Source organism: Variovorax sp. 10L421 (assembly GCF_056395365.1).
Genome location: NZ_JBFTJJ010000042.1, coordinates 1 through 20,739, shown reverse-complemented (window position 1 = coordinate 20,739; position 20,739 = coordinate 1). Strand labels below are relative to the sequence as shown.

Genomic DNA, 20,739 nt, shown 5'->3' with positions numbered 1-20,739 from the left:
AACACCGCGCAGGGCAAGGTGATTGCCGCGGCCTTCATGGACGCCTTCAACCAGATGGTGCGTTCGCTGCGCAACTACAAGGCGCAGACGGTGCGCGGCCAGGGCCTCGGCGGCGGCGGCCGGTTGGGCGTGGATGGCGGTGCGGCGCCGTCGCAGACCTATGTTCCGGCGGAGCAGGCACCGGCACGCCGCCGCAAGTAAGCGCGCTCGCCGGTCGCATCGTCGACAAAAAAAAGCCCGGGGCTCGCGAGAGCCCCGGGCTTTTTCACGGGGCGTCGCCCGAACGGATCAGAGGCTGAAGATCTTCCCGGGGTTCATGATGTTCTTCGGATCGAGCGCGCGCTTGATCGTGCGCATCATGTCGATCGCGCCGACGCCTGCCTCGGTCACCAGGAAGTCCATCTTGTGCAGCCCCACGCCATGCTCGCCGGTGCAAGTGCCTTCGAGCGCCAGCGCGCGGCTCACCAGCGCATGGTTCAGCGCCTCGGCCTTCACGCGCTCTTCGGGAATGTTCGGGTCGAGCAGGTAGCCGAAGTGGAAGTTGCCGTCGCCCACGTGGCCGACGAGGAAGTAGGGGATGCCGCTCGCATTGGCTTCGGCCACCGAATCGAGCAGGCAATCGGCCAGGCGCGAGATCGGCACGCAGGTGTCGGTGGAGATCACGCGGCAGCCCGGGCGCGACTGCACGGCTGCGAAGTAGCTGTTGTGCCGCGCCGTCCACAGCCGCGTGCGTTCTTCCGGCGTGCTGGCCCATTCGAAGGCGTTGCCGCCATGCCCGCTGGCCAGTTCCTGCACCGTCTCGGCCTGCTCCTTCACGCCGGCCGGCGAGCCGTGGAATTCCATCAGCAGCATCGGCTCTTCGCGCAGGTTCAGCTTGGCGTAGGCGTTCACCATGCGCACCGTGTTCACGTCGATCAGTTCCACGCGCGCGATCGGCACGCCGAGCTGGATGGTCTCGATGGTCGTGCGCACGGCCGCCTCGATGCTCGGGAACGAGCAGATTGCCGCCGACACCGCCTCGGGCAGCGGGTAGATGCGCAGCGTGATCTCGGTGACCACGCCCAGCGTGCCTTCGCTGCCCACCATGAGGCGCGTGAGGTCATAGCCGGCCGAAGACTTCTTCGCGCGCGTGCCGGTGCGGATGACGTCGCCCGCGGCCGTCACCACTTCGAGCGCCAGCACGTTCTCGCGCATCGTGCCGTAGCGCACCGCGTTCGTGCCGCTGGCGCGCGTGGCCGTCATGCCGCCGATGGACGCGTCGGCACCCGGGTCGATGGGGAAGAACAGGCCCGTGCTCTTGATCTCTTCATTGAGCTGCTTGCGCGTGACGCCGGGCTGCACCGTCACCGTGAGGTCGTCGGCGTTGACCGACAGCACACGGTTCATGCGCGACACGTCGATGCTGATGCCGCCCTGTACCGCCAGCAGGTGGCCTTCGAGCGAGGAGCCCACGCCGAAGGGGATGACCGGCACGCTGTGCTCGCTGGCCAGCTTCACCGCGTCGGCCACGTCCTGCGTGTTCTCTGCGAACACCACGGCGGCTGGCGGCGGCGCATCGAAGGAAGATTCGTCGCGCCCGTGCTGCGTGCGCACCGCCATGGCCGTGGAACAGTTGGCGCCGAAGCGCGCCTTCAGTCCGTCGATCAGGGCCGCAGGCACGTCGCGCAGATGAAGCTCCGGCATCAGGTGCGAGGTGGAGGTCGGGGCGTTCATCGTGTGTCTCCTGGCAGCGTGAGGGTGATCGGCCATTCTACGGAGCGCGCACCATAATGCGCTTCGGAAAAAACATGAACCCCACGACCCTCAGCGCTCTCGCCGCCTTCCCGTCGCAGCTGGAAGCCCACTACGCGGCCATTCCCACGGCCTTCCGGCATTGGGCGCCGCCCTCGTGGGAGGGTGTGCCCAGCGAGGCCTTCACCGCCATCGAGCAGCTCTGCCACGTGCGCGACATCGAGATCGAGGGCTACCACGTGCGCTTTCGCCGCACGCTGCAGGAGACGCATCCGACGCTGGCGTCGATCGACAGCGAGCCGCTGGCCATCGCGCGTGCATACGGCACGGCCGACGCGGCGAAGGTGCTGGCCGACTTCCGCATGGCGCGCGTGCAGACGATGGAAATCATCTCCAGCCTGAGCGACGCACAGCTCGCGCGCACGGCCGTGTTCGAAGGCTACGGCCCGCTCACGATGCGCAGCCTCATCCACTACCTCTGCAGCCATGACCAGCAGCATCTTGCGGGCCTGCAATGGCTCGCGGGCAAGATAGACGCCTCGACCGTCGAGCTGTAAAAACAGGAGCCACCATGGGCAACCGACTTTCCCAGATCGCCACCCGCACCGGCGACGACGGCACCACCGGCCTCGGCGACAACACGCGCGTGCCGAAAGACCACCTGCGCGTGCACGCGATGGGCGACGTGGACGAACTCAACTCGCAGATCGGCCTGCTGCTGTGCGAGCCCATGCCGGAGCCCGTGCGCGAGCTGCTGGTCGACGTGCAGCACCAGCTCTTCAATCTCGGCGGCGAGTTGTCGATGCCGGGTTTCACGCTGCTGAAGGCCGATGCGCTGCTGCAGCTCGACAACGCGCTGGCCGAGCACAACGCCGCGCTGCCGCGCCTTGCCGAATTCATCCTGCCCGCGGGCACGCGCGCAGCCTCGCTCGCGCATGTGTGCCGCACGGTGGCGCGGCGGGCCGAGCGTGCGGTGGTCGCGCTCGGTGCGGCGGCCGAACTCAACGACGCACTGCGCCAATATCTCAACCGGCTCAGCGACCTGCTCTTCGTGCTCGCGCGCGTGCTCAACCGGATGGACGGCGGCGACGACGTGTATTGGAAGAGCGAACGCATGGCACGCGCGGCCGCAGCGGAAGCAGACGACACCAAGGAGACTCCATGAAACTCTCGAACATCTTTCGCACATCGCTCGTCGCGGCGATGGCCGCCGCACTGTGGCTGCCGGTGGGCGCGCAAGCCCAGAGCGCAGACAACCCGCCGCAGGCCCGACGCGCTCACACCATCAAGTCACCCTCGCGCAGCGGCAAGGTCGTGGGCAGCGTGCAGCGCGGCACCGACGCCGCGGGCCGCAGCGTCAACCGCGCGGATGCGGCCACGCGGCGCGGCGTCACCAACGTGTCGGAGAAAGCCAGCCGGCCGGTGCGCAACGTGGGTGAGGCCTTCGGCCGCAAGCTCTCGCCGGGCTCGAGCGGTCGCGCGGCGCCGCCGTCCGTGGGGCCGCAGGGCAACGCGCCTTGACCGCCAATCCAGGAACACCGTGGAACCGGCTTTGCCGGGCCACTGGTGTTGCCTCGGAAGAGGGTGGCGAAGCGACACGAAGTGCGCGAAGCCTAGGGGAGAGCCTGATATGGCAAGAAACATCGAAATCAAGGCCCGCATCGACAGTGTGGAACGCGTGGCGCGCATCGCCGAGACGCTGGCCGACCACGGCCCCGTCGAGATCGCGCAGGACGACACTTTCTTCCGCTGCGCCGACAGCGCTGACCGCCTCAAGCTGCGCACCTTCGCGCCTGGCCGTGCCGAGCTGATCTTCTATCGCCGCGCCAACGGCAGCGGCCCGAAGGAATCGTTCTACCTGATCACGCCGTGCGCCACGCCAGACGTGCTGCGCGAATCGCTCGCGCTCGCGTGGGGGCAGGCGGGCCGCGTGCGCAAGCAGCGCCGGCTGTTCATGGTCGGCCGCACGCGCGTGCACCTCGACCGCGTGGAAGGCCTCGGTGAATTCCTCGAGCTCGAGGTGGTGCTGGAAGAAGGCGAATCGTCCGAGACCGGCATCGCAGAAGCGCATGCGCTCATGGCGCAGCTGGGCGTGGGCGCCGACCAGCTGGTGCCGGGTGCCTACGTCGACTTGCTGAACGCCTGATCAGCGCCAGCCCGCGGCCTTGAGCTGCTCCGCCAGCAGCTGCGCGACCTTTTCATAGCCTCGTGCATTGGCATGGATGCGATCGGAGCGCAGCGACGCATCCGACAGCACGCTCGAATACACGTTCGCCACGAGCAGCGCCTGCCCCGACTTCGCGATCTCTTCGTAGAACGGCGCATCGCTGAGCGAGCCGATCGCCGCGCGCATGGCGTCGGGCGCCGGAGTGGCCAGCAGCGCGACGTATGGCGTGTGCGCCCGCGCTTCACTGACCAGGGCCGCGATGTTGTCGCGCGTGGCCGCGGCCGACATGCCGCGCAGCATGTCGTTGCCGCCGATGCCGATCAGGATCGCGTCATAGCTGCCCGCGCCCAGCAGCCCTGGCAGGCGTTGCAGCGCGCCATCCGAGGTGTCGCCGTTGATGCCCGCGTTCTCGACCTGCCAGCCCGTGAGCTCGCCCAGCTTCACGGGCCACGCCGCATTGGGTGCCGCGCCGTAGCCGTAGGTCAGGCTGTCACCCAAGGCCAGCACGCGGGCATCGGATTTCAGGGCGGCGGCCGAGCCCCTGCGCTTGCCGCAGGCCACCAGAGCGGCCATGGCTGGTGCGCTGGCCAGCAGGTGCAGGAGGTGTCTTCGCTTCATGTGGCGCGCAGCTTAAACGCAGCTCGCAGGGCGCAGGCGCTTGTCCCTTGCCAATGAATGGAAGGGGGCAGCGGCACTCGTGCGAGAGGCTCGATGCGCCACCTTGAAGGACAAGGCGCCGCGCGGATACCGGCGCTTACCGGACTTCACCTGTCCGCGACCCGAAGCGTCCGTAGCGGACACATGCGCGGCCCACAATGAATTCGTCATCAACGCATGAAGGATTTCCAGATGATCACCAATTCAAAGAGCATGGCCGTCGTCGCTGCAGCACTCGCGATGTGCATGGCGGCGGGGAGCGCCTTTGCGCAGGACCGCCACGGCGATGGCCGTCCGGGCGACGGCCGCTACGAACAGCGGGATCAGCGCGACCAGCGCGACCAGCGTGACCAGCGTGACCGCAACTTCGACCGGCACGGTCCGCAAGGCGGCTACTACCGCGGCAACCAGGACTTCCGCGACGGCCGCCAGTTCGATCGACGTGGCTTCCCGCAGCCGCACGCCGAATGGCGCCGTGGCGGCCGCGTGCCGGCCGAGTACCGTGGCCGCAACTACGTGGTGCAGGACTGGCGCGCCTACCGCCTGCAGCAGCCGCCGCGGGGCTACCAGTGGGTGGGGGTGGGCGGTGACTTCGTGCTCGCGGCGATTGCCACCGGAGTGATCGCGAACATCATCGCAGGCCAGTAAACAAACGTCGTTCTTCGCAATGGACGAGCGCCGCAGGCCGCGAGGCCTGCGGCGTTTTTTCAGACCAGCGCAGTGGGCACCGACTGGGCGCAGACGTTGCGCCCGGTGATGGTCAGCCGAAGGCCGCCACCATGCCATTCGAGCCAGTTGAGGCTCACGTACGCGTCGATGTCAGCATCGTCGATGCGGTCTGCCTGGCGGCTTTGCAGCAATTCGACCGTTGCAGGCAATGCCCGTCTCAACCGCTCGCGCCGTTCGGCTGCATCGGCCGCCTTGAGGGCGGCCCTTGTTTGCTGTTGCTGCTGCGAGGTCGATGCCATTGCTGATCCGTTTCCAGGAAGCCAGGGAATTAATCAGAATGTACGCTCCCTGTGTGAAGCTGCATGCTTCTTTTTAAACCCCCCTGCCGCCTGCAGTACACACCGCGCAACAGCCGCTGGACAAGGCCTAGATTTCGTAGTGCGAGGCCCCGGCATCGTCGCCCAATGCCTTCTCCACCACGGCGCGCGTCAGCGTCGGTGCGAACGACTCGATGAAGGCGTGGACGTACTTGCGCAGGTAGGTGCCGCGCCGCACCGCGAGCTTGGTGAGGTTGATGCCGAACAGCCGCCCCGCGTCGAGCGCGCGCAGCTGCGTGTCGCGCTCGGCCTCGTAGGCCACGCCGGCCACGATGCCCACGCCAAGGCCCAACTGCACGTAGGTCTTGATCACGTCGGCGTCCATCGCGGCGAGCACGATGTTGGGCTGCAGCCCGCGCTGCCCGAAGGCCTCGTCGATGCGCGAGCGGCCCGTGAAGCCCGTGTCGTAGGTGATCAGCGGATAGCGCGTGAGCGCGTCGAGCGTCAGTGGTGCATCGAGCAGCGGGTGCCCCGGCGGCACTACCACGGAATGCGTCCAGCGGTAGCAGGGCAGGGCCACAAGCTGCGGGTAGTCGCCCAGTGCTTCCGTGGCAATGCCCACGTCGGCCTCGCCGTCGAGCAGCATCTGCGCGATCTGCTTGGGCGAGCCCTGGTGAAGGTGCAGTTTCACGTTCGGAAACTGCATGCGGAATTCCTGCACCGCCACCGGCATCGCATAGCGCGCCTGCGAGTGCGTGGCCGCCACCGAGAGCAGGCCGCTCTGCTGCGCGACGAACTCCTGGCCCGCGTGCTTGAGGTTGCTGCTCTCCATCAGCATGCGCTCGATGATCGGCAGCACGTGCCCGCCCGGCTCGGTGAGCCCCGTGAGCCGCTTGCCCGCGCGCACGAAGAGTTCGATGCCGAGCTCTTCCTCGAGCTCGCGGATCTGCCGGCTCACGCCGGGCTGCGAAGTGTGAAGGGTGTGGGCGACTTCGGTCAGGTTGAAGCCGCAACGAACGGCCTCGCGTACCGAGCGCAGTTGCTGGAAGTTCATCTGGCGCGAGAAGAGTCATGGGGCCCCGGCTGGGGCCGACCGCGGATTCTCGGCACAAGGGCTCGTTCGGGGAACGATGCGTTTGTTGGTTTCACATGAGCAAAACATCTTTAAGGCACTTCAGCAGGGCTTATTTTCAATTTCGCACGAGTGTGCTAAAGTTTGCCGCATGGACGCCAAGACCCAGAAAAGCGAACTCACCCGCACCGCCATCGTCGGCGCGGCGATGAATCTTGCGCTGGCCGAAGGCCTGGAGGCGATCACGCTGCAGGCCGTCGCGAGCCGGCTGGGCCTTTCCAAGAGCGGCGTGTTCTCCCGCGTGGGTTCGCGCGAGGCGCTGCAGAAGGCCGTCATCGAGGAGTACGGCCGCGGCTTCCTGGCCGAGGTGTTCGTGCCCGCCATGCAGAAGCCGAAGGGCCTGGCGCGGCTCAACGAGATCGTCGCGCGCTGGATCGCCCGCACGCGCGACGTCGAGATGCACACCGGATGCCTCTACATGGCCGGTGCCTTCGAGTTCGATGACCGCGAGGGCGAGCTGCGCGACATGCTGTTCGACGAAATCACGCGCTGGCGCGCCGCGCTGCGCCGCACCGTGCTGCAGGCCATCGAGACCGGCGAACTCAAGGCCGACACCGACCCCGCGCAGCTCGTGAGCGAGCTCAACGGCGTGACCATGACCCAGCTGCACGACGCGCGCTTCCTGCGCGATCCACAGGCCGCCGAGCGCGCCGTGCAGACCTGGCAGCGGCTTCTTTCCAGTTATCTCGCCTGAGCCGGCCACGAAGCAGGCGGTCCTCGACGTTTCCATTTGCCAGAATTTCGCACGACTGTGCGATAAAAAGGAGAAGCACCATGCTGATCATCGCCCTCTTTCTCGCCGCCTATGCGGCCGTCCTCGGCGCGAAGGGCTTGCGCGACACCCTGCGCAGCCTGCCTCGCAGCAACCGCGACTGGGTCTGGTACTGAACGCCCGGAAGGAACGCCGCGCCATGACGACCACTTCCACGCCGGCCGCCGGCCATGCCGCGCAGTCGAACTACTACCGGCCCAGCCGCACGATGCGCGCGCTGCGCTTCGGCCTGACCACCTCGCAGCGGCTCTGGCCCGCACTCGGCGTGCGCGCCGCGTCTCGCCTGTTCGGCACGCCGCTGCCGCCCAAGTGGCTCTATCGCGGGCAGGGCCCCGGCGCGGAATGGCGCCGCGAGGGCTGGGCCTTCGAGGACGCGGGCGTCGGCATCTACCACCTGGCCGCGCAGGACTCGGGTGCGGAGTCGGCGCCCGTGGTGCTGCTGGTGCACGGCTGGGGCGGGCACGCGGGGCAGATGCTGCCACTCGCGCAGGCCGTGGCTGCGGCAGGGCTGCGGCCCGTGCTGCTCGAGCTGCCAGCGCATGGCCGCAGCGCGGGCACGATGAGCAACTCGCCGCAGTTCGCACGCGCCATCGCCTACGTGGCAGCCCGGCTCGCGGCCGATGGCCACGCGTTGCGCGCCGCCGTCGCACATTCGCTGGGCGCCAACGGGCTCGCTCTTGCGGCGGCGCGCGGCCTTCCGGCGCAGCGCCTCGTGCTGCTGGCGCCGCCTGCTTCGCCGCGCGAATACACGCGCTACTTCGCGCACACCTTCGGCCTCAGCGAAGCCACGCGCGGGGCGATGCAGCGGCTGTTCGAATCGCGTGAAGGGGTCCTGATGGCGCAGCTGGAGCCGGCCGCCGTGGGCCCGCGCATCGTGCAGCCGACGCTGATCGTGCACGACCGAGACGACCGCGTGAACCGCTTCGCCGATGCCGAGGCCTACCGCGATGCGATCCGCGGCGCGCAGCTGGCGGCCACGCAGGGGCTCGGGCACCGCCGCATCCTCCAGGCACCGGAGGTGCTCGAGCAGGTGCTGCGCTTTCTTGCGGACCCCGTGCGCTGAGGTCCGCGAAACCCGTCAGCGCGCCGGCGCCGGGTCGGGCAGCTCGATCTTGATGTCGAGCACTTCGAGGTTGTCCTGGGTTTCCAGGTGCACCTTGATGTCGTCGGCGTTGATCGACACGTACTTGGAAATCACCGCCACCAGCTCGCGCTGGAGTTCGGGCAGATAGTCGGGGCGCTTCTTGCCGCTGAGGCTGGAGCGCTCGTGCGCGAGGATGATCTGCAGGCGCTCTTTCGCGACGCTTGCAGTCTTCTTCTTCTCGCCAAGCAGGAACGAGAGAAACGACATGCCTACTTGCCTCCGAAGATCCGCTTGAAGAAGCTGGGCTTCTCGGCGTCGACGAAGCGCATCGGCTTGTCCTCTCCGAGGAAGCGCGCCACCACGTCGCTGTAGGCCTGCGCCACGTCGGTTTCCTTGTCGTGGATCGCGGGCACGCCCTGGTTCGAGGCATGCAGCACGCTTTCCGACTCGGGGATCACGCCGATGAGCTTGATGCGCAGGATGTCCTGGATGTCTTCCAGCGAGAGCATCTGTCCGCCCGCCACCCGGTTCGGGTTGTAGCGGGTGATCAGCAGGTGCTCCTTGATCGGGTCGCCGCCTTCCTTGGCGCGCTTGGTCTTGCTGCTGAGCATGCCCAGGATGCGGTCCGAGTCGCGCACCGAGGAGACTTCGGGGTTGGTGACGATCAGTGCTTCGTCGGCGAAGTGCATGGCCATCATGGCACCGGTCTCGATGCCCGCCGGCGAGTCGCAGACGATGTAGTCGAACTCCATCGCGGCGAGGTCGGTCAGCACCTTCTCGACGCCCTCCTGCGTGAGCGCTTCCTTGTCACGCGTCTGCGAGGCGGCCAGCACGAACAGGTTGTCGCACTGCTTGTCCTTGATGAGTGCCTGGCTCAGGTTGGCTTCGCCCTGGATGACGTTGATCAGGTCATACACCACGCGGCGTTCGCAGCCCATGATCAGGTCGAGGTTGCGCAGGCCCACGTCGAAGTCGATCACCGCCGTTTTCTTGCCCGCGAGCGCGAGGCCCGACGCGAAGCTGGCGCTCGTCGTCGTCTTGCCGACGCCGCCCTTGCCCGAAGTCACCACCACAATTTTGGCCATGGCCATTCCTTCTTGTTTCGATTCAGTTGTTGGTTGTCAGGATCGCCGCGTTCCGTGAGGGGGCTCAGGGAATCGGGTCGATCGCTATTTTTTTGCCGTCCAGGCGCACCTGGGCCGATTTTCCCAGCACCGTGTCGGGCAGCGCGACTTCGTTGGTCCGGTAGATGCCGGCGATGGCCACCAGCTGCGCTTCCATGCAGGTCGAGAAGATCCGCGCCTCGGTGTTGCCGCGCGCGCCGGCAATGGCCTTGCCGCGCAGCGGTGCGTACACATGCACGTTGCCGTCTGCGATGACTTCGGCGCCGAAGCTCACCACCGCGGTCACCACCACGTCGCCGCCACGGGCGTAGACCTGCTGGCCCGAACGCAGCGGCTTGTCGATCAGCAGCGTGCCGTTGGCCGGCACCGGCACTTCGCGCACGATCTGCGGGGCTTCCGATGCGGGCGCCTCGGCCGGCGGCGCCGGGGCACGGGGCGCGGGGGCCGCGGGCATGGCCGCCACCGAGAGGCCCGCAGCGCGCGCCGCGGCGTTCTGCCCGGCGTTGCCGCCGCGCACGGCGATGGGTTGGGTCTGGTGGCGCGCCAGCAGGCCGCGCAGGGCGGCGAAGTCGAGTTCGCCCTCGCCTTGCTCTTCCTGCAGCAGCGAGAGATCGATCACCACCGGCTCCTGCTCGAAGAAGTCGGGCGAATCGGCCAGCTGGGCGTCGAGCGCCTCGGCCAGCACGTCCAGGTCGGACGTCTTGAGGATCACTGCGATCAGCGGCAGCGTGGCGCTCTTGAATTCGAAAACCGCCTTGGTGCGCGCGGCGGAGACATCGGCCATTGGGAAAACGTCGGTGCGAAAAGCGTTGGAGTCTAACGGGCGCGGGCCAAACCCCAATGAACAGGCCCTGCTTCAGGCCCCCGGGAGAACACTTCTTTCACGAGGTTGCACTTTTCCGGGGTGCCTTGCGTCAGTTCTTCGAGCGCCCCAGCAGCGCGTAAAGAAGGATCGCGCCGAAGGTCGCGGTGCCGATGCCACCGAGCGCGAAGTCGCCGAACTTCAGCGTGAAGTCGCCGGTGCCGATGATCAGCGTGATGGCCGCGACGATCAGGTTCCTGTTCTGCGAGAAGTCGACCTTGTTGTCGACCCAGATCTTGGCGCCCGCGATCGCGATCAGGCCGAACACCACGATGCTCACGCCGCCCATCACCGGCAGCGGAATCGCCTGGATCAGCGCGCCAAACTTCGGGCTGAAGCCCAGCACCAGCGCGATGAGCGCCGCCACCACGAACACCGCCGTCGAGTAGATGCGCGTGGCCGCCATCACGCCGATGTTCTCGGCGTAGGTCGTCACGCCCGTGCCGCCGGCCGCGCCGCTCACCACCGTGGCGATGCCGTCGCCGATGAAGGCGCGGCCCATGTACGGGTCGAGGTTGCGGCCCGTCATGGCCGTCACCGCCTTCAGGTGACCGAGGTTCTCCGCCACCAGGATGATCGCCACGGGGGCGATCAGCAGCATCGCGTTGGCCGTGAACACCGGCGCCGTGAAGGTCGGCAGGCCGAACCAGGCCGCATTGGCGATGCCGCTCAGGTCGACCGGCTTGCCCATGCCCAGGATGTTGGTCAGCATCGCATAGACGATGGTGGCCAGGACCAGCCCGACCAGGATCAGCAGGCGCTGCAGCATGCCGCGCGTGAACACCGCCACCAGCCCCACGCAGAGGAAGGTCACGGCCTGCATCCACGAGTCGAAGTTGCTGGCCGCCATGTTCTTGATCGGCACGCTCGCGAGGTTGAGCCCGATCACCGCCACCACCGCGCCCGTGACCACCGGCGGCATGACGCGCTCGATCCAGCCGGTGCCAATGGCTTGCACCAGCGCCCCGATCAGGATGTACACCACCCCGCAGGCCACGATGCCGCCCAGCGCCACCGCAATGTTGGCGTTGGGCCCCTTGCCCGCGTAGCCGCTGGCCGCGATCACCACGCCGATGAAGGCGAAGCTCGAGCCCAGGTAGCTGGGCACCTTGCCGCCGGTGACGAAGTAGAAGATCAGCGTGCCGATGCCGCTCATCAGGATCGCGATGTTGGGGTTGAAGCCCATCAGGATCGGCGCCAGCACCGTGGCGCCGAACATCGCGATGACGTGCTGTACGCCCATGGCGCCGGTCTGCAGCCAGGGCAGGCGCTCGTCGGGCGCGATGACCGCGCCGTTGGCCAGCGCGGACGCGGGCCTTTCAGTCCACTTGAACATTGCTTTCATCTCCTCTTGTTGGTGGGGCGTGATTGTGGTCGATGAATCCCGGCCTGAACACCGCCGCAAGAGAAGAAGGAAAGAGCGGCGCTCAGCGCGCCTGCAGCACCGCCATGGTGATGCGCGACACGCAGGTCAGCTCGCCCGCCTCGTTCGTCAGCTCGATCTGCCAGACCTGCGTGCTGCGGCCGCGGTGCACCGGCCGCGCCGTGCCGATGACCCAGCCGCTGGTGACGGAGCGGATGTGATTGGCATTGATGTCCAGGCCCACGGCGCGGTCGCCCTCGGGCGCCGAGTAGTGCGCGCCGCAGGAGCCCAGCGTCTCGGCCAGCACCACCGACACGCCGCCGTGCAGGATGCCGTAGGGCTGGCGGGTGCGCTCGTCCACCGGACAGCGGGCGCGGATGAAGTCGTCGCCCACCTCCAGGAATTCCATGCCCAGCGCGGAGACGGCGGTGCCGACGTGGTTGCGGGTGAGCTCCTCGACGGAGACTTCTTTTTTCCAGATACGCATTCGGTACTTCCTTCTTGCCTGTAAAAGGGGACTCAAAACTATAGCGATGGCGACTGACAAACCGAGTCGCCTTTGCGTGCTAGCTTGCACCGATGAAGCACCCCGTCCGCCGCTGGCTCCTGGGCATCGCCGCAGCGCTGCTGCTGGGCGTGGGCGCGCTGGTGTGGGTGGTGAGCGTGCGCCTGCCCTCCGACGAAGAGGTGGCCGCGAAGATCGCCGAAGGCTTCGAGAAGCGCTTCGGCGTTGCCCTGAAGGTCGGCGGGGCCCACTGGTCGCTGCTGCCGGTGCCCGTGCTGGCGCTGTCCGAGATCGCCACCGACCAGCCGCGCCCCATCACCCTGCGCCGCCTGACCCTGCGGCTGAAGCTCGCGCCGCTGCTGCAGCGCATCGTTGCCGTTGACGATCTCGAGATCGAAAGCCTGGTGCTGCCGCGCGCCTCGGTGCGGGCGTTCCGGGGCAAGGGCCCCAAGCCGCAGGAGGACAGCGGCAACCTGGTGGCGCTGCCCGCGCCGTGGACGCTGGCCCCCGTGCCGCTGGCACAGCTGCGCTGGCGCGACGTGGTCTGGATCGACCGGCGCGATATTGCGCTGGCCTACGACGGCGACATCCGCTTCGACCCCGGCTGGCGCCCGCGCCAGGCCCGGCTCGAACGGGCCGGCGCCGCGACGCTCACGCGGCTTCGGCTGGACCGCCTGGACGGGCAGGACCGCTGGCGCACCCGCATCGAGGTGGGCGGCGGCACGTGGAACGGCGTCGCCCGCCTCGAGACGCCGCCCGGCGGCAAATTGCGGGTGTCGGCCGAGCTGGAGCCGCGCCAGGTCGACATCGAAAGCCTGGTGCAGGCCTTTGGCCGCCGCACTTCGGTGGCGGGCAAGGTCTCGGGCCATACCACGCTCAGGACCGAGGCCGGCGATGCCGAGGAACTGGGCGCGCTGATCCGCGGCCTGCACACCCGCACCACCTTCTCGGTGCAGCCCGCCATGCTCACGCGGCTGGACGTGGCCAAGGCCGTCACCACCGCCGGCATCAGCCGCGGAGGCACCACCGCGCTGGACGAACTCAGCGGCACGCTCGACACCCAGGGTACCGAAGACGGCGTGGTGATGCAGTACAGCAACCTCAAGGCCCGTTCCGGGGTGCTCACCGCGAGCGGCAACCTGAAGCTGTTCAACCGCAGGCTCGACGGCGAGATCGCGGTGGACCTCGTCGACGGCGTGGTCGGCGTCCCGCTCAAGGTGAGCGGCACCATGAGCGACCCCGAGCTGTCGTTGACCGGCGCTGCGCTCACCGGCGCGGCCATCGGCAGCGCGGTGCTGCCGGGCGTGGGCACGGCGATCGGAGCCCGGATGGGGCAGCAGGTGGAGAAGCTGTTCGGCGGCGGGAGCGAGCCGAAGAAGAAGGCCGCGCCCAGGCGCTGAAGCCAGGCGCTCAGCGCCCGAACTCGCCGTGGCGGCCGGCGCCTCTTGCGAAGCGCGCGGCGCCGGCTTCGCCCTCGGCGAAGACCATCGGCACGCCCAGCGCGCCTTCGCGGCGCAGCGCTTCGGCCAGCGGCAGGTCCCATTGTTCGTAGGCGCTGCGGCGGTCGGCCAGCATGCATTGCTGCGGGAACCCAGCGAGCTGGCGGGCCAGTTCCTGCGCGGCGGCCAGCGCGCCGTCCGGTGGCGTGACGCGGTTGACGAGACCCATCGCCAGCGCCTCGGCCGCGCCCACTGCACGGCCCGAAAGAATCATGTCGAGCGCGCGGCCCATGCCCACGATGCGCGGCAGCCGCACCGTGCCGCCGTCGATCAGCGGCACGCCCCAACGGCGGCAGAACACCCCGAACACCGCGTCCTCGTCGGCCACGCGCAGGTCGGCCAGCAGCGCGAGTTCGAGGCCGCCGGCCACCGCGTGGCCGTTCACCGCCGCGATCAGCGGCTTCGACAGCGCCATGCGCGTCGGCCCCATCGGGCCGCTGCCGCCGCCTTGGGGATCGAGCTCGTTGCGGCGGGCCGGGTCGCCCACGGCCGAGAGATCGGCACCCGCGCAGAAATTGCCGCCCGCGCCGGTCAGCACCGCGACGCGCAGCGCGTCGTCGACCTCGAAACGCTCGAAGGCTTCGCGCAGCTCGGCGGCCATGGGACCGTCGACGGCGTTGCGCTTGTTCGCGCGGTTCAGCGTGATCGTGCACACCGTGTCTTCGATGTCGTATGTGACGTGCTGCATGGCCATGTCTCCTAGGGGCGGGATTCGGGGTTCAGCCCGGGCGCACCACCTGCGCGTCGCCGGACGCATGCAGCCGCGCCACGTCGGTCGCGCGGCGCGTCAGCACGGCGCGCTGGTTGATGTAGCCCTTGTCGGTGATCTCGCCCGCGTCGAGGCTCGGGGGCTCGGCCAGCACCAATGCGCAGGCCGGGCATTGCGAGGAGCCCGCGCCTTCGTCGCGCAGCGCGCGCAGCATGCCAGCGATGCGTTCGCGCAGGGCATCGGGCGCGAGCGCAGCGCCTTGCGGGCTGGGAAACACCAGCATGCCGATCTCGTCGCGGTCGTGGCCGGTGAGCACCACGTCCTGCGCATGCGGCGCGAGCAGCGACACCAGCTTGACGCGCAGCGTGCCCACCGACACCCAGGTGCCGCTCGAGAGCTTGAAGTCTTCCGCCACGCGGCCGTTGAAGATCACGCCCTGCGCGGGCTGCGCCGGGTTCGCGAGGAAGCCGGCGTCGCCGATGCGGTAGTAGCCCTCTTCGTCGAAGGCCTGCGCCGTCTCGCGCGGTGCATCGCGATAGCCCGGAAACACCGAGACGCCCTTCACGCGCATCTCCAGCTTCTCGCCGTTGGGCACGAACTTCAGCTCCAGCCCCGGCAGCGGCGCGCCGATGCAGCCGGCACCGTCGAGCTTCCAGTGTGCGGAGGTGATGGCGGGCGAGGTCTCGGTCGCGCCCCACGAGGTGGTGAGCCACAGCGGCCGGGTGGGGCGTACGCGCGCAGCCACCGCTTCGAGCCGCTGCCAGGTGGAAGGCGCGAGCGCCGCCGCCGCGTAGAAGGCCAGCCGCAGGCGCGAGAACACCTCGGCGGCCAGCGCGTCGTCGGCTTCGAGAAAGGGCAGCAGCATGTCGAAGCCGCGCGGCACGTTGAACAGCAGCGTGGGCTTCACCTCGCGCAGGTTGCGCACCGTCTTCTCGATCAGGCCCGGCGCGGGCCGGCCCTCGTCGATGTAGAGCGCGCCGCCGTGGCACAGCACCATGTTCAGGTTGTGGTTCGCGCCGAAGGTATGGCTCCAGGGCAGCCAGTCGACCAGCACCGGTGCTTCCCGCGTGAGGAAGCGCCAGGTCTGCGCCATCATCTGCTGGTTGGCGCAGAGCATGCGGTGCGTGTTGATGACGATCTTGGGCTTGCCGGTGGAGCCTGAGGTCAGCAGGTACTTGGCGTGCGTGTCGGGCAGCACGTCGGCGAAGGCCTGCATGACGGCGGGCGTTTCCTTCGCCGCGAGCAGCCGCTCGAACGCCATCGCACCGGGATGCGCCTCGGCGTTGCGGCTGAACACGGTGACCGCCTCGACGCCGCAGCCGGCGAGCGAGCCGCCGTACACCTTCGCATCCGATGCGTAGATCAGCCCCGGCTTCAGCGCCTGCAGCATGCCGTGCAGCCGCGACGGGTCTTTCGCCATGCGCGAGTAGGCGCTCGACAGCGAGCACGCGGTGCGGCCGATGTGCATGGCGGCCAGCATCAGCACCGCGTGGTCGATGGCGTTGTCCGACAGGATCACGACCGGCTGGCCCTGAGGCAGGTTCATGTCGAGCAGCGCCTGGGCGACGGCGCCCACGGCGTGACGCAATGCGCGGTAGTCGAGCTTGCGCCAGCCTTCGCCTGTTTCGTCGCGCTCGGCGAAGGCCAGTGCGTCGGGTGTCTCATGCGCCCAGCGCTCGATCCATTCGCCGATGCAGCGCGCATAGGGCTTCAGCGCCATTGGCGATCGCAGCGCGAAGGAGCCATCGTCGAAGTCGATGCGCACGGTGCGGGGCGGGGCGATCAGGTTTTCGTCTTGGAGGAAGTCAGTCATTTCAATCGAGTCTGCCGGTGTTGCTCTTGGCGCGAATCAGGTCTAACAGCAGGGTGTCGCGGGCGGCTTCGAGGTCGGCCGTGCGTCGAGCGCCCAACTCCTCGGACACGCCTTGCACCACCTTCTGCCTGAGCTCGGCCGTCATCGACGGCGCACCCAAGTCTTTCCACCAGTCCTCGATCGGCCCGCCCAAATGCGCGAGCAGGTGCTCGATGCCGCCCGCGCCGCCCGACAGATGCAGGTTCATGAACGGCCCCATCACCGCCCAGCGCAGGCCGGGGCCGTGGGCGATGGCCGTGTCGATATCGGCCACGCTCGCCACGCCTTCATTGACCAGGTGGAACGCCTCGCGCCACAGTGCGGCCTGCAGCCGGTTCGCGATGTGGCCTTTCACCTCGCGCTTCACGTGGATCGGCCGCTTGCCGATGGCCGCGTAGAAGGCCATCGTGCGTTCGACGACCTCGGCCGAAGTCTGCTCGCCGCCGATGACCTCGACGAGGGGAATCAGATGCGGCGGATTGAACGGATGCCCCAGCACCACGCGCTGCGGGTGCGCGCAGCCCGACTGCACGCCGCTGATCGCCAGGCCCGATGAGCTCGATGCGAGGATCGTCTCCGCTGGCGCAGCCGCGTCCATGCGCCGGAACAGGTCGATCTTGAAATCCATGCGCTCGGGGCCGTTCTCCTGCACGAAGTCGGCCACGGACACCGCGTCTTCCAGGCTGTCGTGGAAGCGCAGGCGGTCCGCCGACGCGCCCTCGGCCAGCCCGAAGCGCTGCAGCGTCGGCCAGTGCTGCGCCACCGCTTCGCGCAGCCGTTCTTCCGCGCCGGGCGAAGGATCGATCGCGTTCACGTCGAGCCCGTGCGCCAGGAAGTACGCGGCCCAGCTCGCACCGATCACGCCGGTGCCGACCACCGCCACCCGCTTCACGTCCGGGGCGGTGCGGGAAATGTTCATCTGCGTGTCTCCGTTCATTGTTGTCGTGTCACTCAGCCCAGCGCGAACTCGGGCCGCGGACCGCCCGTGCGCGGCAGGCCCATGATCTGCCGCGCCTCGGCCGGCGTCGCCACTTCCATGTCGAGCTCGCGGATCACCCGCACGATGCGCTCGGTGAGCTGCACGTTGGTGGCCAGCTCGCCCTGGCGGAAGTAGAGGTTGTCTTCCAGCCCCACGCGCGCATGGCCGCCCAGCAGCAGCGCCGCGACGTTGGCTTCGAGCTGCGACATGCCGATGCCGCTCACGCCGAAGATCGCCCCCTTGGGCAGCGTGTCGACCATCATCTGCAGGTTGCGCGGCGAGTAGGGCATCGCGTTCTGGAAGTTGCGGTGCACGTTCATCACGATGTTGATGAAGTAGGGCTCGTCGTCGTGGCCTTCCTCGATCAGCGTGGTCGTGTCCTGCAGGATGTGCGTGGGGCTGAACACCTCCCACTCGGGCTTGATGCCGCGCGCCTTCATGCCGGCGGCCAGTTCGCGCCCGCGCGTGATGGGCGTGTCCATCAGGATCTGCTTGCCCTCGAAGCTCAGGTTGAGCGTGGTGGCGTCGAGCGTGCACATCTCGGCGCCGGCGTCCATGCCCTTGATGCGTTCTTCCCACGCGATCTCCCAGCGCTCGCCGGCCAGCGGTTTCACCATGTCGCCGTGCACGCCACCGCCGGTGGAGTTGTTGAGCACGATGTCGCTGCCGAGCGCACGGATGCGGCTGTTGATGTCGCGGTACACCTCGGCGTTGCAGGTGGCGCCGTCGTCGGGGCGGCGCGCGTGGATGGCCACCACGCTCGCGCCGGCGTTCCAGCAGCGCAGCACGTCGGCGGCGATCTCGGCGGGCTGCGTGGGCAGATGGGGGTTCTGCGACTTGTGCGCCATGCCGCCGGTGGGGGCGATGGTCACGATCACTTTGCGCTTCGACATGGTCGGTGGCTCCTGGTGTCTTTCATGGGGGGCGCGCTATTATTTTTGGCTGCGCGGGCACACTCAGTCATCGCGACGACATTTGGGCTCAGGGTTTACGCACCCGTGCCTTCAGGAGCTTTCATTCCATGCCCACGACGAAGCCGGCCCCCCAGGCGGCATCGCTGACGATTCCGCAATTGCTGCAAGGCTCGGCCTGGTTCCCGCTGCTCGATGTGGCGGCGGGCGAGCGCGTGCTCGACGAGATGCGCGAGGTCGAGGTGGCGGCCGGCGCCGCGCTGTGCCGGCGCGGCGACACGCCGGTGCACTGGTACGGCACGCTCGAAGGGCTGCTCAAGTGGTCGATCACCTCGAGCGACGGGCGCTCGGTGACCTTCGGCGGCCTGTCGGTGGGCAGCTGGTTCGGCGAAGGCACGCTGCTGCGCGCGCTGCCGCGTTCGGCCGACATCATCGCGCTGCGGCCGAGCAGGGTGGCGCAGCTGCCGCTGGAAACCTTCGAGTGGCTGCACCGCACGCAGCGCGGCTTCGATCACTTCCTGCTGCAGCAGATCAACGAGCGGCTGCACTGGTTCATGGGCAACTATGCGGCGCACCGGCTGCTCGACACCGACAGCCAGGTGGCGCGCGCGCTGGCGGGGCTGTTCCACCCGTGGCTGCATCCGGGCAGCGAACCGCACCTGCAGACTTCGCAGGAGGAGATTGCGAATCTCTCGGGCGTGTCGCGTCAGCGGTGCAATGCGGCGTTGAACCGGTTGAAGGAAGCGGGGTTCCTGCGGATCGAGTACGGGGGGATCACCGTGATCGATCTTGAAGGGCTGCGGCGGTTCATCGAGTAGCGCCGGCTCCCCCGCCTTCACACGCCCAGCAATTCCTCCAGCGCCTGCGGCTCGGCGAGCAGATCCGCCGAGGCCCCATGCCGCACGATCTGCCCCTTCTCCATCACCACCGCGAGGTCGGTGTGCGCCAGCACCTTGCGGTAGTCGCGGTCGACGATCAGCGTCGCGATGCCGGTCGCGCGGATCTCGCCGATCACGCGCCAGATCTCGGCCACGATCAGCGGTGCGAGGCCTTCGGTGGCCTCGTCGAGGATCAGCAGGCGCGGATTGGTCATCAGCGCGCGGCCGATCGACAGCATCTGCTGCTCGCCGCCCGACAGCTGCTGGCCGCCGTGCGACAGCCGCTCCGACAGGCGCGGAAAGGTGGCCATCACGCGGTCGAAGGTCCAGTTGCGCCGGCCGTCGATGCCCGCGCGCTCGCTCATCACGAGGTTCTCGCGCACCGACAGATTGGGGAAGATGCCGCGCCCTTCGGGCACGTAGCCGATGCCCAGGCGCGCCATCTTCTCGGGCGGCAGGCCGGTGACGGTGCGGCCGTCGACCTGCACTTCGCCCGAGGCGGGGCGCACGTAGCCCATCATCGTGCGGATCAGCGTGGTCTTGCCCATGCCGTTGCGCCCGAGCAGGCCCACCGAAGTGGCCGTGGGAATGCCGGCGTGCACGCCGCGCAGGATGTGGCTGTTGCCGTAGTAGGTGTTGAGGTCGCGAACGATGAGCATCAGTGGTCTCCCGCCGGGCCGCCCCAAGGGAGGCCAGCGCCTCCTCGGGGGGCAGCGAATACACGAAGTGACGAGCGTGGGGGCATCAGTGTTCCTCGCCCAGATACGCGGTGCGAACCTCGGGGTTCTCGCGGATCTCCTGCGGGTTGCCGGTGGCGATGACCGTGCCGTTCACCATCACGGTGATGCGGTCGGCGATGCGGAACACCGCGTCCATGTCGTGCTCCACCAGCAGGATCGCGTGCGTGGCCTTCAGCCGCGCGAGCAGCGTGAGCATGCGGTCGGTTTCTTCGGCGCCCATGCCGGCGAGCGGCTCGTCGAGCAGCAGCACGCGCGGGTTGGTGGCCAGGCACATCGCCACTTCGAGCTGGCGCTGCGCGCCGTGGCTCATGGTGCCGGCGATGCGGTGCGCTTCGTGGGCGAGGCCGGCGGCTTCGAGCGCGGCGTCGGCCGTGGCGTTGCTGGTGGCGCAGTCCTGCGACGGCTGCCAGAAGGCCCAGGGCCTGGGCGTGGCGGCCTGCGCGGCGAGCCGGCAGTTCTCGTGCACGCTGAACTCCGGGAAGATGGTCGTGCGCTGGTAGCTGCGGCCCACGCCGTCGCGCGCGCGCTTCGACTGGGCGCGGCCGGTGATGTCCACGCCGTCGAGAGCGATGCGGCCTTCGGAGGCTTCGAGCTCTCCGGAAAGCATGTTGATCAGCGTCGACTTGCCGGCGCCGTTGGTGCCGATCACCGCGTGGACCTCGCCGACGTGCAGGTCGAGCGTGACGGCGTTGACGGCGGTGAGGCCGCCGAAGCGGCGGGTGAGCTTTTCGACGGACAGCAGTGCGTTCATGGTGTTGCTCCTTCCCCCTCTGGGGGAAGGTTGGGAT

The 20,739-nt window shown here is 68.4% G+C and carries 24 protein-coding genes and 1 pseudogene; 10 read left to right on the top strand and 15 right to left on the bottom strand.

The features are described from left to right. Positions 1-201: pseudogene (locus AC1DFC_RS28915) on the top strand (peptidoglycan-binding protein); the annotation flags it as partial. Between the two features lie 87 nt (positions 202-288). On the opposite strand, the gene AC1DFC_RS28910 reads toward AC1DFC_RS28915, so the two are convergent. Beyond that, positions 289-1,713, bottom strand: a complete 1,425-nt coding sequence (locus AC1DFC_RS28910; protein WP_478180502.1) for an FAD-binding oxidoreductase — start codon at positions 1,711-1,713, stop codon at positions 289-291. A 74-nt stretch (positions 1,714-1,787) separates the two neighbouring features. Between AC1DFC_RS28910 and AC1DFC_RS28905 the strand changes: the two genes are divergently transcribed. The 4 genes from AC1DFC_RS28905 to AC1DFC_RS28890 all read left to right on the top strand — a co-directional run bounded on the left by AC1DFC_RS28905 (position 1,788) and on the right by AC1DFC_RS28890 (position 3,877). Then, positions 1,788-2,288: a DinB family protein gene (locus AC1DFC_RS28905; RefSeq protein WP_042674434.1), complete on the top strand. Its 501-nt coding sequence runs from the start codon at positions 1,788-1,790 to the stop codon at positions 2,286-2,288. A gap of 14 nt (positions 2,289-2,302) precedes the next feature. Then, on the top strand, positions 2,303-2,896 hold the full coding sequence (locus AC1DFC_RS28900; protein WP_007838734.1) for a cob(I)yrinic acid a,c-diamide adenosyltransferase: 594 nt from the start codon (positions 2,303-2,305) through the stop codon (positions 2,894-2,896). Then, positions 2,893-3,252, top strand: coding sequence for a hypothetical protein (locus AC1DFC_RS28895; protein WP_478180501.1), 360 nt, complete (start codon positions 2,893-2,895; stop codon positions 3,250-3,252). Before AC1DFC_RS28900 ends, AC1DFC_RS28895 begins: the two co-directional genes overlap by 4 nt. A 109-nt stretch (positions 3,253-3,361) precedes the next feature. Then, entirely contained in the window at positions 3,362-3,877 is a 516-nt protein-coding gene (locus AC1DFC_RS28890; RefSeq protein WP_478180500.1) for a class IV adenylate cyclase, read from the top strand. On the opposite strand, the gene AC1DFC_RS28885 is transcribed toward AC1DFC_RS28890, so the two are convergent. Then, positions 3,878-4,516 carry a GDSL-type esterase/lipase family protein gene (locus tag AC1DFC_RS28885; protein ID WP_478180499.1) on the bottom strand — a complete coding sequence of 213 codons (639 nt, stop codon included), beginning with the start codon at positions 4,514-4,516 and terminating at the stop codon, positions 3,878-3,880. A gap of 231 nt (positions 4,517-4,747) precedes the next feature. On the opposite strand from AC1DFC_RS28885, the gene AC1DFC_RS28880 reads away from it, so the two are divergent. Then, on the top strand, positions 4,748-5,203 hold the full coding sequence (locus tag AC1DFC_RS28880) for an RcnB family protein (protein WP_478180498.1): 456 nt from the start codon (positions 4,748-4,750) through the stop codon (positions 5,201-5,203). A 59-nt stretch (positions 5,204-5,262) separates the two neighbouring features. On the opposite strand, the gene AC1DFC_RS28875 is transcribed toward AC1DFC_RS28880, so the two are convergent. Together AC1DFC_RS28875 and AC1DFC_RS28870 are read right to left on the bottom strand one after the other, a co-directional pair. Then, positions 5,263-5,523 carry a hypothetical protein gene (locus tag AC1DFC_RS28875; RefSeq protein WP_007836814.1) on the bottom strand — a complete coding sequence of 87 codons (261 nt, stop codon included), beginning with the start codon at positions 5,521-5,523 and terminating at the stop codon, positions 5,263-5,265. A gap of 127 nt (positions 5,524-5,650) precedes the next feature. Then, positions 5,651-6,595, bottom strand: coding sequence for a CysB family HTH-type transcriptional regulator (locus AC1DFC_RS28870; RefSeq protein WP_007836816.1), 945 nt, complete (start codon positions 6,593-6,595; stop codon positions 5,651-5,653). A gap of 169 nt (positions 6,596-6,764) precedes the next feature. Between AC1DFC_RS28870 and AC1DFC_RS28865 the strand changes: the two genes are divergently transcribed. Next, the gene (locus AC1DFC_RS28865) at positions 6,765-7,367 is read left to right on the top strand and encodes a TetR/AcrR family transcriptional regulator (RefSeq protein ID WP_413316180.1); all 603 of its coding nucleotides are present in this window, start codon (positions 6,765-6,767) and stop codon (positions 7,365-7,367) included. A gap of 217 nt (positions 7,368-7,584) precedes the next feature. Then, positions 7,585-8,508 carry an alpha/beta fold hydrolase gene (locus tag AC1DFC_RS28860; protein WP_478180497.1) on the top strand — a complete coding sequence of 308 codons (924 nt, stop codon included), beginning with the start codon at positions 7,585-7,587 and terminating at the stop codon, positions 8,506-8,508. Between the two features lie 15 nt (positions 8,509-8,523). Here AC1DFC_RS28860 and minE read toward each other — a convergent pair whose 3' ends face one another. The 5 genes from minE to AC1DFC_RS28835 form a co-directional block, all read right to left on the bottom strand. Further along, positions 8,524-8,796, bottom strand: coding sequence for a cell division topological specificity factor MinE (gene minE / locus AC1DFC_RS28855; protein WP_007836823.1), 273 nt, complete (start codon positions 8,794-8,796; stop codon positions 8,524-8,526). A gap of 2 nt (positions 8,797-8,798) precedes the next feature. Next, on the bottom strand, positions 8,799-9,614 hold the full coding sequence (minD, locus tag AC1DFC_RS28850) for a septum site-determining protein MinD (RefSeq protein ID WP_007836825.1): 816 nt from the start codon (positions 9,612-9,614) through the stop codon (positions 8,799-8,801). A 64-nt stretch (positions 9,615-9,678) separates the two neighbouring features. Then, positions 9,679-10,437: a septum site-determining protein MinC gene (gene minC / locus AC1DFC_RS28845; protein WP_007836826.1), complete on the bottom strand. Its 759-nt coding sequence runs from the start codon at positions 10,435-10,437 to the stop codon at positions 9,679-9,681. A gap of 130 nt (positions 10,438-10,567) precedes the next feature. Further along, entirely contained in the window at positions 10,568-11,851 is a 1,284-nt protein-coding gene (locus tag AC1DFC_RS28840; RefSeq protein ID WP_007836827.1) for a solute carrier family 23 protein, read from the bottom strand. A 91-nt stretch (positions 11,852-11,942) separates the two neighbouring features. Then, positions 11,943-12,365, bottom strand: coding sequence for a hotdog fold thioesterase (locus tag AC1DFC_RS28835; protein ID WP_007836828.1), 423 nt, complete (start codon positions 12,363-12,365; stop codon positions 11,943-11,945). A 92-nt stretch (positions 12,366-12,457) separates the two neighbouring features. On the opposite strand from AC1DFC_RS28835, the gene AC1DFC_RS28830 reads away from it, so the two are divergent. Beyond that, the gene (locus AC1DFC_RS28830) at positions 12,458-13,783 is read left to right on the top strand and encodes an AsmA family protein (protein WP_007836829.1); all 1,326 of its coding nucleotides are present in this window, start codon (positions 12,458-12,460) and stop codon (positions 13,781-13,783) included. 10 nt (positions 13,784-13,793) lie between these two features. Here the strand turns inward: AC1DFC_RS28830 and AC1DFC_RS28825 are convergent, their stop codons facing one another. Genes AC1DFC_RS28825 through AC1DFC_RS28810 form a run of 4 tightly spaced genes read right to left on the bottom strand, consistent with a single transcriptional unit; the run spans position 13,794 to position 18,315 of the window. After that, on the bottom strand, positions 13,794-14,576 hold the full coding sequence (locus AC1DFC_RS28825; RefSeq protein WP_413336058.1) for a crotonase/enoyl-CoA hydratase family protein: 783 nt from the start codon (positions 14,574-14,576) through the stop codon (positions 13,794-13,796). A gap of 25 nt (positions 14,577-14,601) precedes the next feature. Then, positions 14,602-16,404 (bottom strand): feruloyl-CoA synthase, encoded by a 1,803-nt coding sequence (locus AC1DFC_RS28820; RefSeq protein ID WP_413336060.1) that lies wholly within the window; start codon positions 16,402-16,404, stop codon positions 14,602-14,604. Between the two features lies 1 nt (position 16,405). Continuing rightward, a complete protein-coding gene (locus AC1DFC_RS28815) occupies positions 16,406-17,362 on the bottom strand; it encodes a 3-hydroxyacyl-CoA dehydrogenase NAD-binding domain-containing protein (RefSeq protein ID WP_007836834.1) in 957 nt (318 codons plus the stop codon). Positions 17,363-17,394: 32 nt separating this feature from the next. Beyond that, positions 17,395-18,315, bottom strand: coding sequence for a beta-keto acid cleavage family enzyme (locus AC1DFC_RS28810; protein ID WP_478180496.1), 921 nt, complete (start codon positions 18,313-18,315; stop codon positions 17,395-17,397). Between the two features lie 128 nt (positions 18,316-18,443). Here AC1DFC_RS28810 and AC1DFC_RS28805 point away from each other — a divergent pair, with 128 nt between their 5' ends. Next, positions 18,444-19,151 carry a Crp/Fnr family transcriptional regulator gene (locus AC1DFC_RS28805; RefSeq protein ID WP_056600148.1) on the top strand — a complete coding sequence of 236 codons (708 nt, stop codon included), beginning with the start codon at positions 18,444-18,446 and terminating at the stop codon, positions 19,149-19,151. Positions 19,152-19,168: 17 nt separating this feature from the next. Here the strand turns inward: AC1DFC_RS28805 and AC1DFC_RS28800 are convergent, their stop codons facing one another. After that, complete coding sequence (locus tag AC1DFC_RS28800) at positions 19,169-19,870, bottom strand: ABC transporter ATP-binding protein (RefSeq protein ID WP_007836838.1); 702 nt, start codon at positions 19,868-19,870, stop codon at positions 19,169-19,171. Positions 19,871-19,955: 85 nt separating this feature from the next. Further along, on the bottom strand, positions 19,956-20,702 hold the full coding sequence (locus tag AC1DFC_RS28795; RefSeq protein WP_007836839.1) for an ABC transporter ATP-binding protein: 747 nt from the start codon (positions 20,700-20,702) through the stop codon (positions 19,956-19,958). Between the last annotated feature and the right edge of the window lie 37 nt (positions 20,703-20,739).

Bases quoted from the DNA above. Each gene is read 5' to 3' on its own strand.
- AC1DFC_RS28910 (WP_478180502.1), bottom strand. From the start codon at position 1,713: ATGAACGCCCCGACCTCCACCTCGCACCTGATGCCGGAGCTTCATCTG.
- AC1DFC_RS28905 (WP_042674434.1), top strand. From the start codon at position 1,788: ATGAACCCCACGACCCTCAGCGCTCTCGCCGCCTTCCCGTCGCAGCTG.
- AC1DFC_RS28900 (WP_007838734.1), top strand. From the start codon at position 2,303: ATGGGCAACCGACTTTCCCAGATCGCCACCCGCACCGGCGACGACGGC.
- AC1DFC_RS28895 (WP_478180501.1), top strand. From the start codon at position 2,893: ATGAAACTCTCGAACATCTTTCGCACATCGCTCGTCGCGGCGATGGCC.
- AC1DFC_RS28890 (WP_478180500.1), top strand. From the start codon at position 3,362: ATGGCAAGAAACATCGAAATCAAGGCCCGCATCGACAGTGTGGAACGC.
- AC1DFC_RS28885 (WP_478180499.1), bottom strand. From the start codon at position 4,516: ATGAAGCGAAGACACCTCCTGCACCTGCTGGCCAGCGCACCAGCCATG.
- AC1DFC_RS28880 (WP_478180498.1), top strand. From the start codon at position 4,748: ATGATCACCAATTCAAAGAGCATGGCCGTCGTCGCTGCAGCACTCGCG.
- AC1DFC_RS28875 (WP_007836814.1), bottom strand. From the start codon at position 5,523: ATGGCATCGACCTCGCAGCAGCAACAGCAAACAAGGGCCGCCCTCAAG.
- AC1DFC_RS28870 (WP_007836816.1), bottom strand. From the start codon at position 6,595: ATGAACTTCCAGCAACTGCGCTCGGTACGCGAGGCCGTTCGTTGCGGC.
- AC1DFC_RS28865 (WP_413316180.1), top strand. From the start codon at position 6,765: ATGGACGCCAAGACCCAGAAAAGCGAACTCACCCGCACCGCCATCGTC.
- AC1DFC_RS28860 (WP_478180497.1), top strand. From the start codon at position 7,585: ATGACGACCACTTCCACGCCGGCCGCCGGCCATGCCGCGCAGTCGAAC.
- minE (WP_007836823.1), bottom strand. From the start codon at position 8,796: ATGTCGTTTCTCTCGTTCCTGCTTGGCGAGAAGAAGAAGACTGCAAGC.
- minD (WP_007836825.1), bottom strand. From the start codon at position 9,614: ATGGCCAAAATTGTGGTGGTGACTTCGGGCAAGGGCGGCGTCGGCAAG.
- minC (WP_007836826.1), bottom strand. From the start codon at position 10,437: ATGGCCGATGTCTCCGCCGCGCGCACCAAGGCGGTTTTCGAATTCAAG.
- AC1DFC_RS28840 (WP_007836827.1), bottom strand. From the start codon at position 11,851: ATGTTCAAGTGGACTGAAAGGCCCGCGTCCGCGCTGGCCAACGGCGCG.
- AC1DFC_RS28835 (WP_007836828.1), bottom strand. From the start codon at position 12,365: ATGCGTATCTGGAAAAAAGAAGTCTCCGTCGAGGAGCTCACCCGCAAC.
- AC1DFC_RS28830 (WP_007836829.1), top strand. From the start codon at position 12,458: ATGAAGCACCCCGTCCGCCGCTGGCTCCTGGGCATCGCCGCAGCGCTG.
- AC1DFC_RS28825 (WP_413336058.1), bottom strand. From the start codon at position 14,576: ATGGCCATGCAGCACGTCACATACGACATCGAAGACACGGTGTGCACG.
- AC1DFC_RS28820 (WP_413336060.1), bottom strand. From the start codon at position 16,404: ATGACTGACTTCCTCCAAGACGAAAACCTGATCGCCCCGCCCCGCACC.
- AC1DFC_RS28815 (WP_007836834.1), bottom strand. From the start codon at position 17,362: ATGAACATTTCCCGCACCGCCCCGGACGTGAAGCGGGTGGCGGTGGTC.
- AC1DFC_RS28810 (WP_478180496.1), bottom strand. From the start codon at position 18,315: ATGTCGAAGCGCAAAGTGATCGTGACCATCGCCCCCACCGGCGGCATG.
- AC1DFC_RS28805 (WP_056600148.1), top strand. From the start codon at position 18,444: ATGCCCACGACGAAGCCGGCCCCCCAGGCGGCATCGCTGACGATTCCG.
- AC1DFC_RS28800 (WP_007836838.1), bottom strand. From the start codon at position 19,870: ATGCTCATCGTTCGCGACCTCAACACCTACTACGGCAACAGCCACATC.
- AC1DFC_RS28795 (WP_007836839.1), bottom strand. From the start codon at position 20,702: ATGAACGCACTGCTGTCCGTCGAAAAGCTCACCCGCCGCTTCGGCGGC.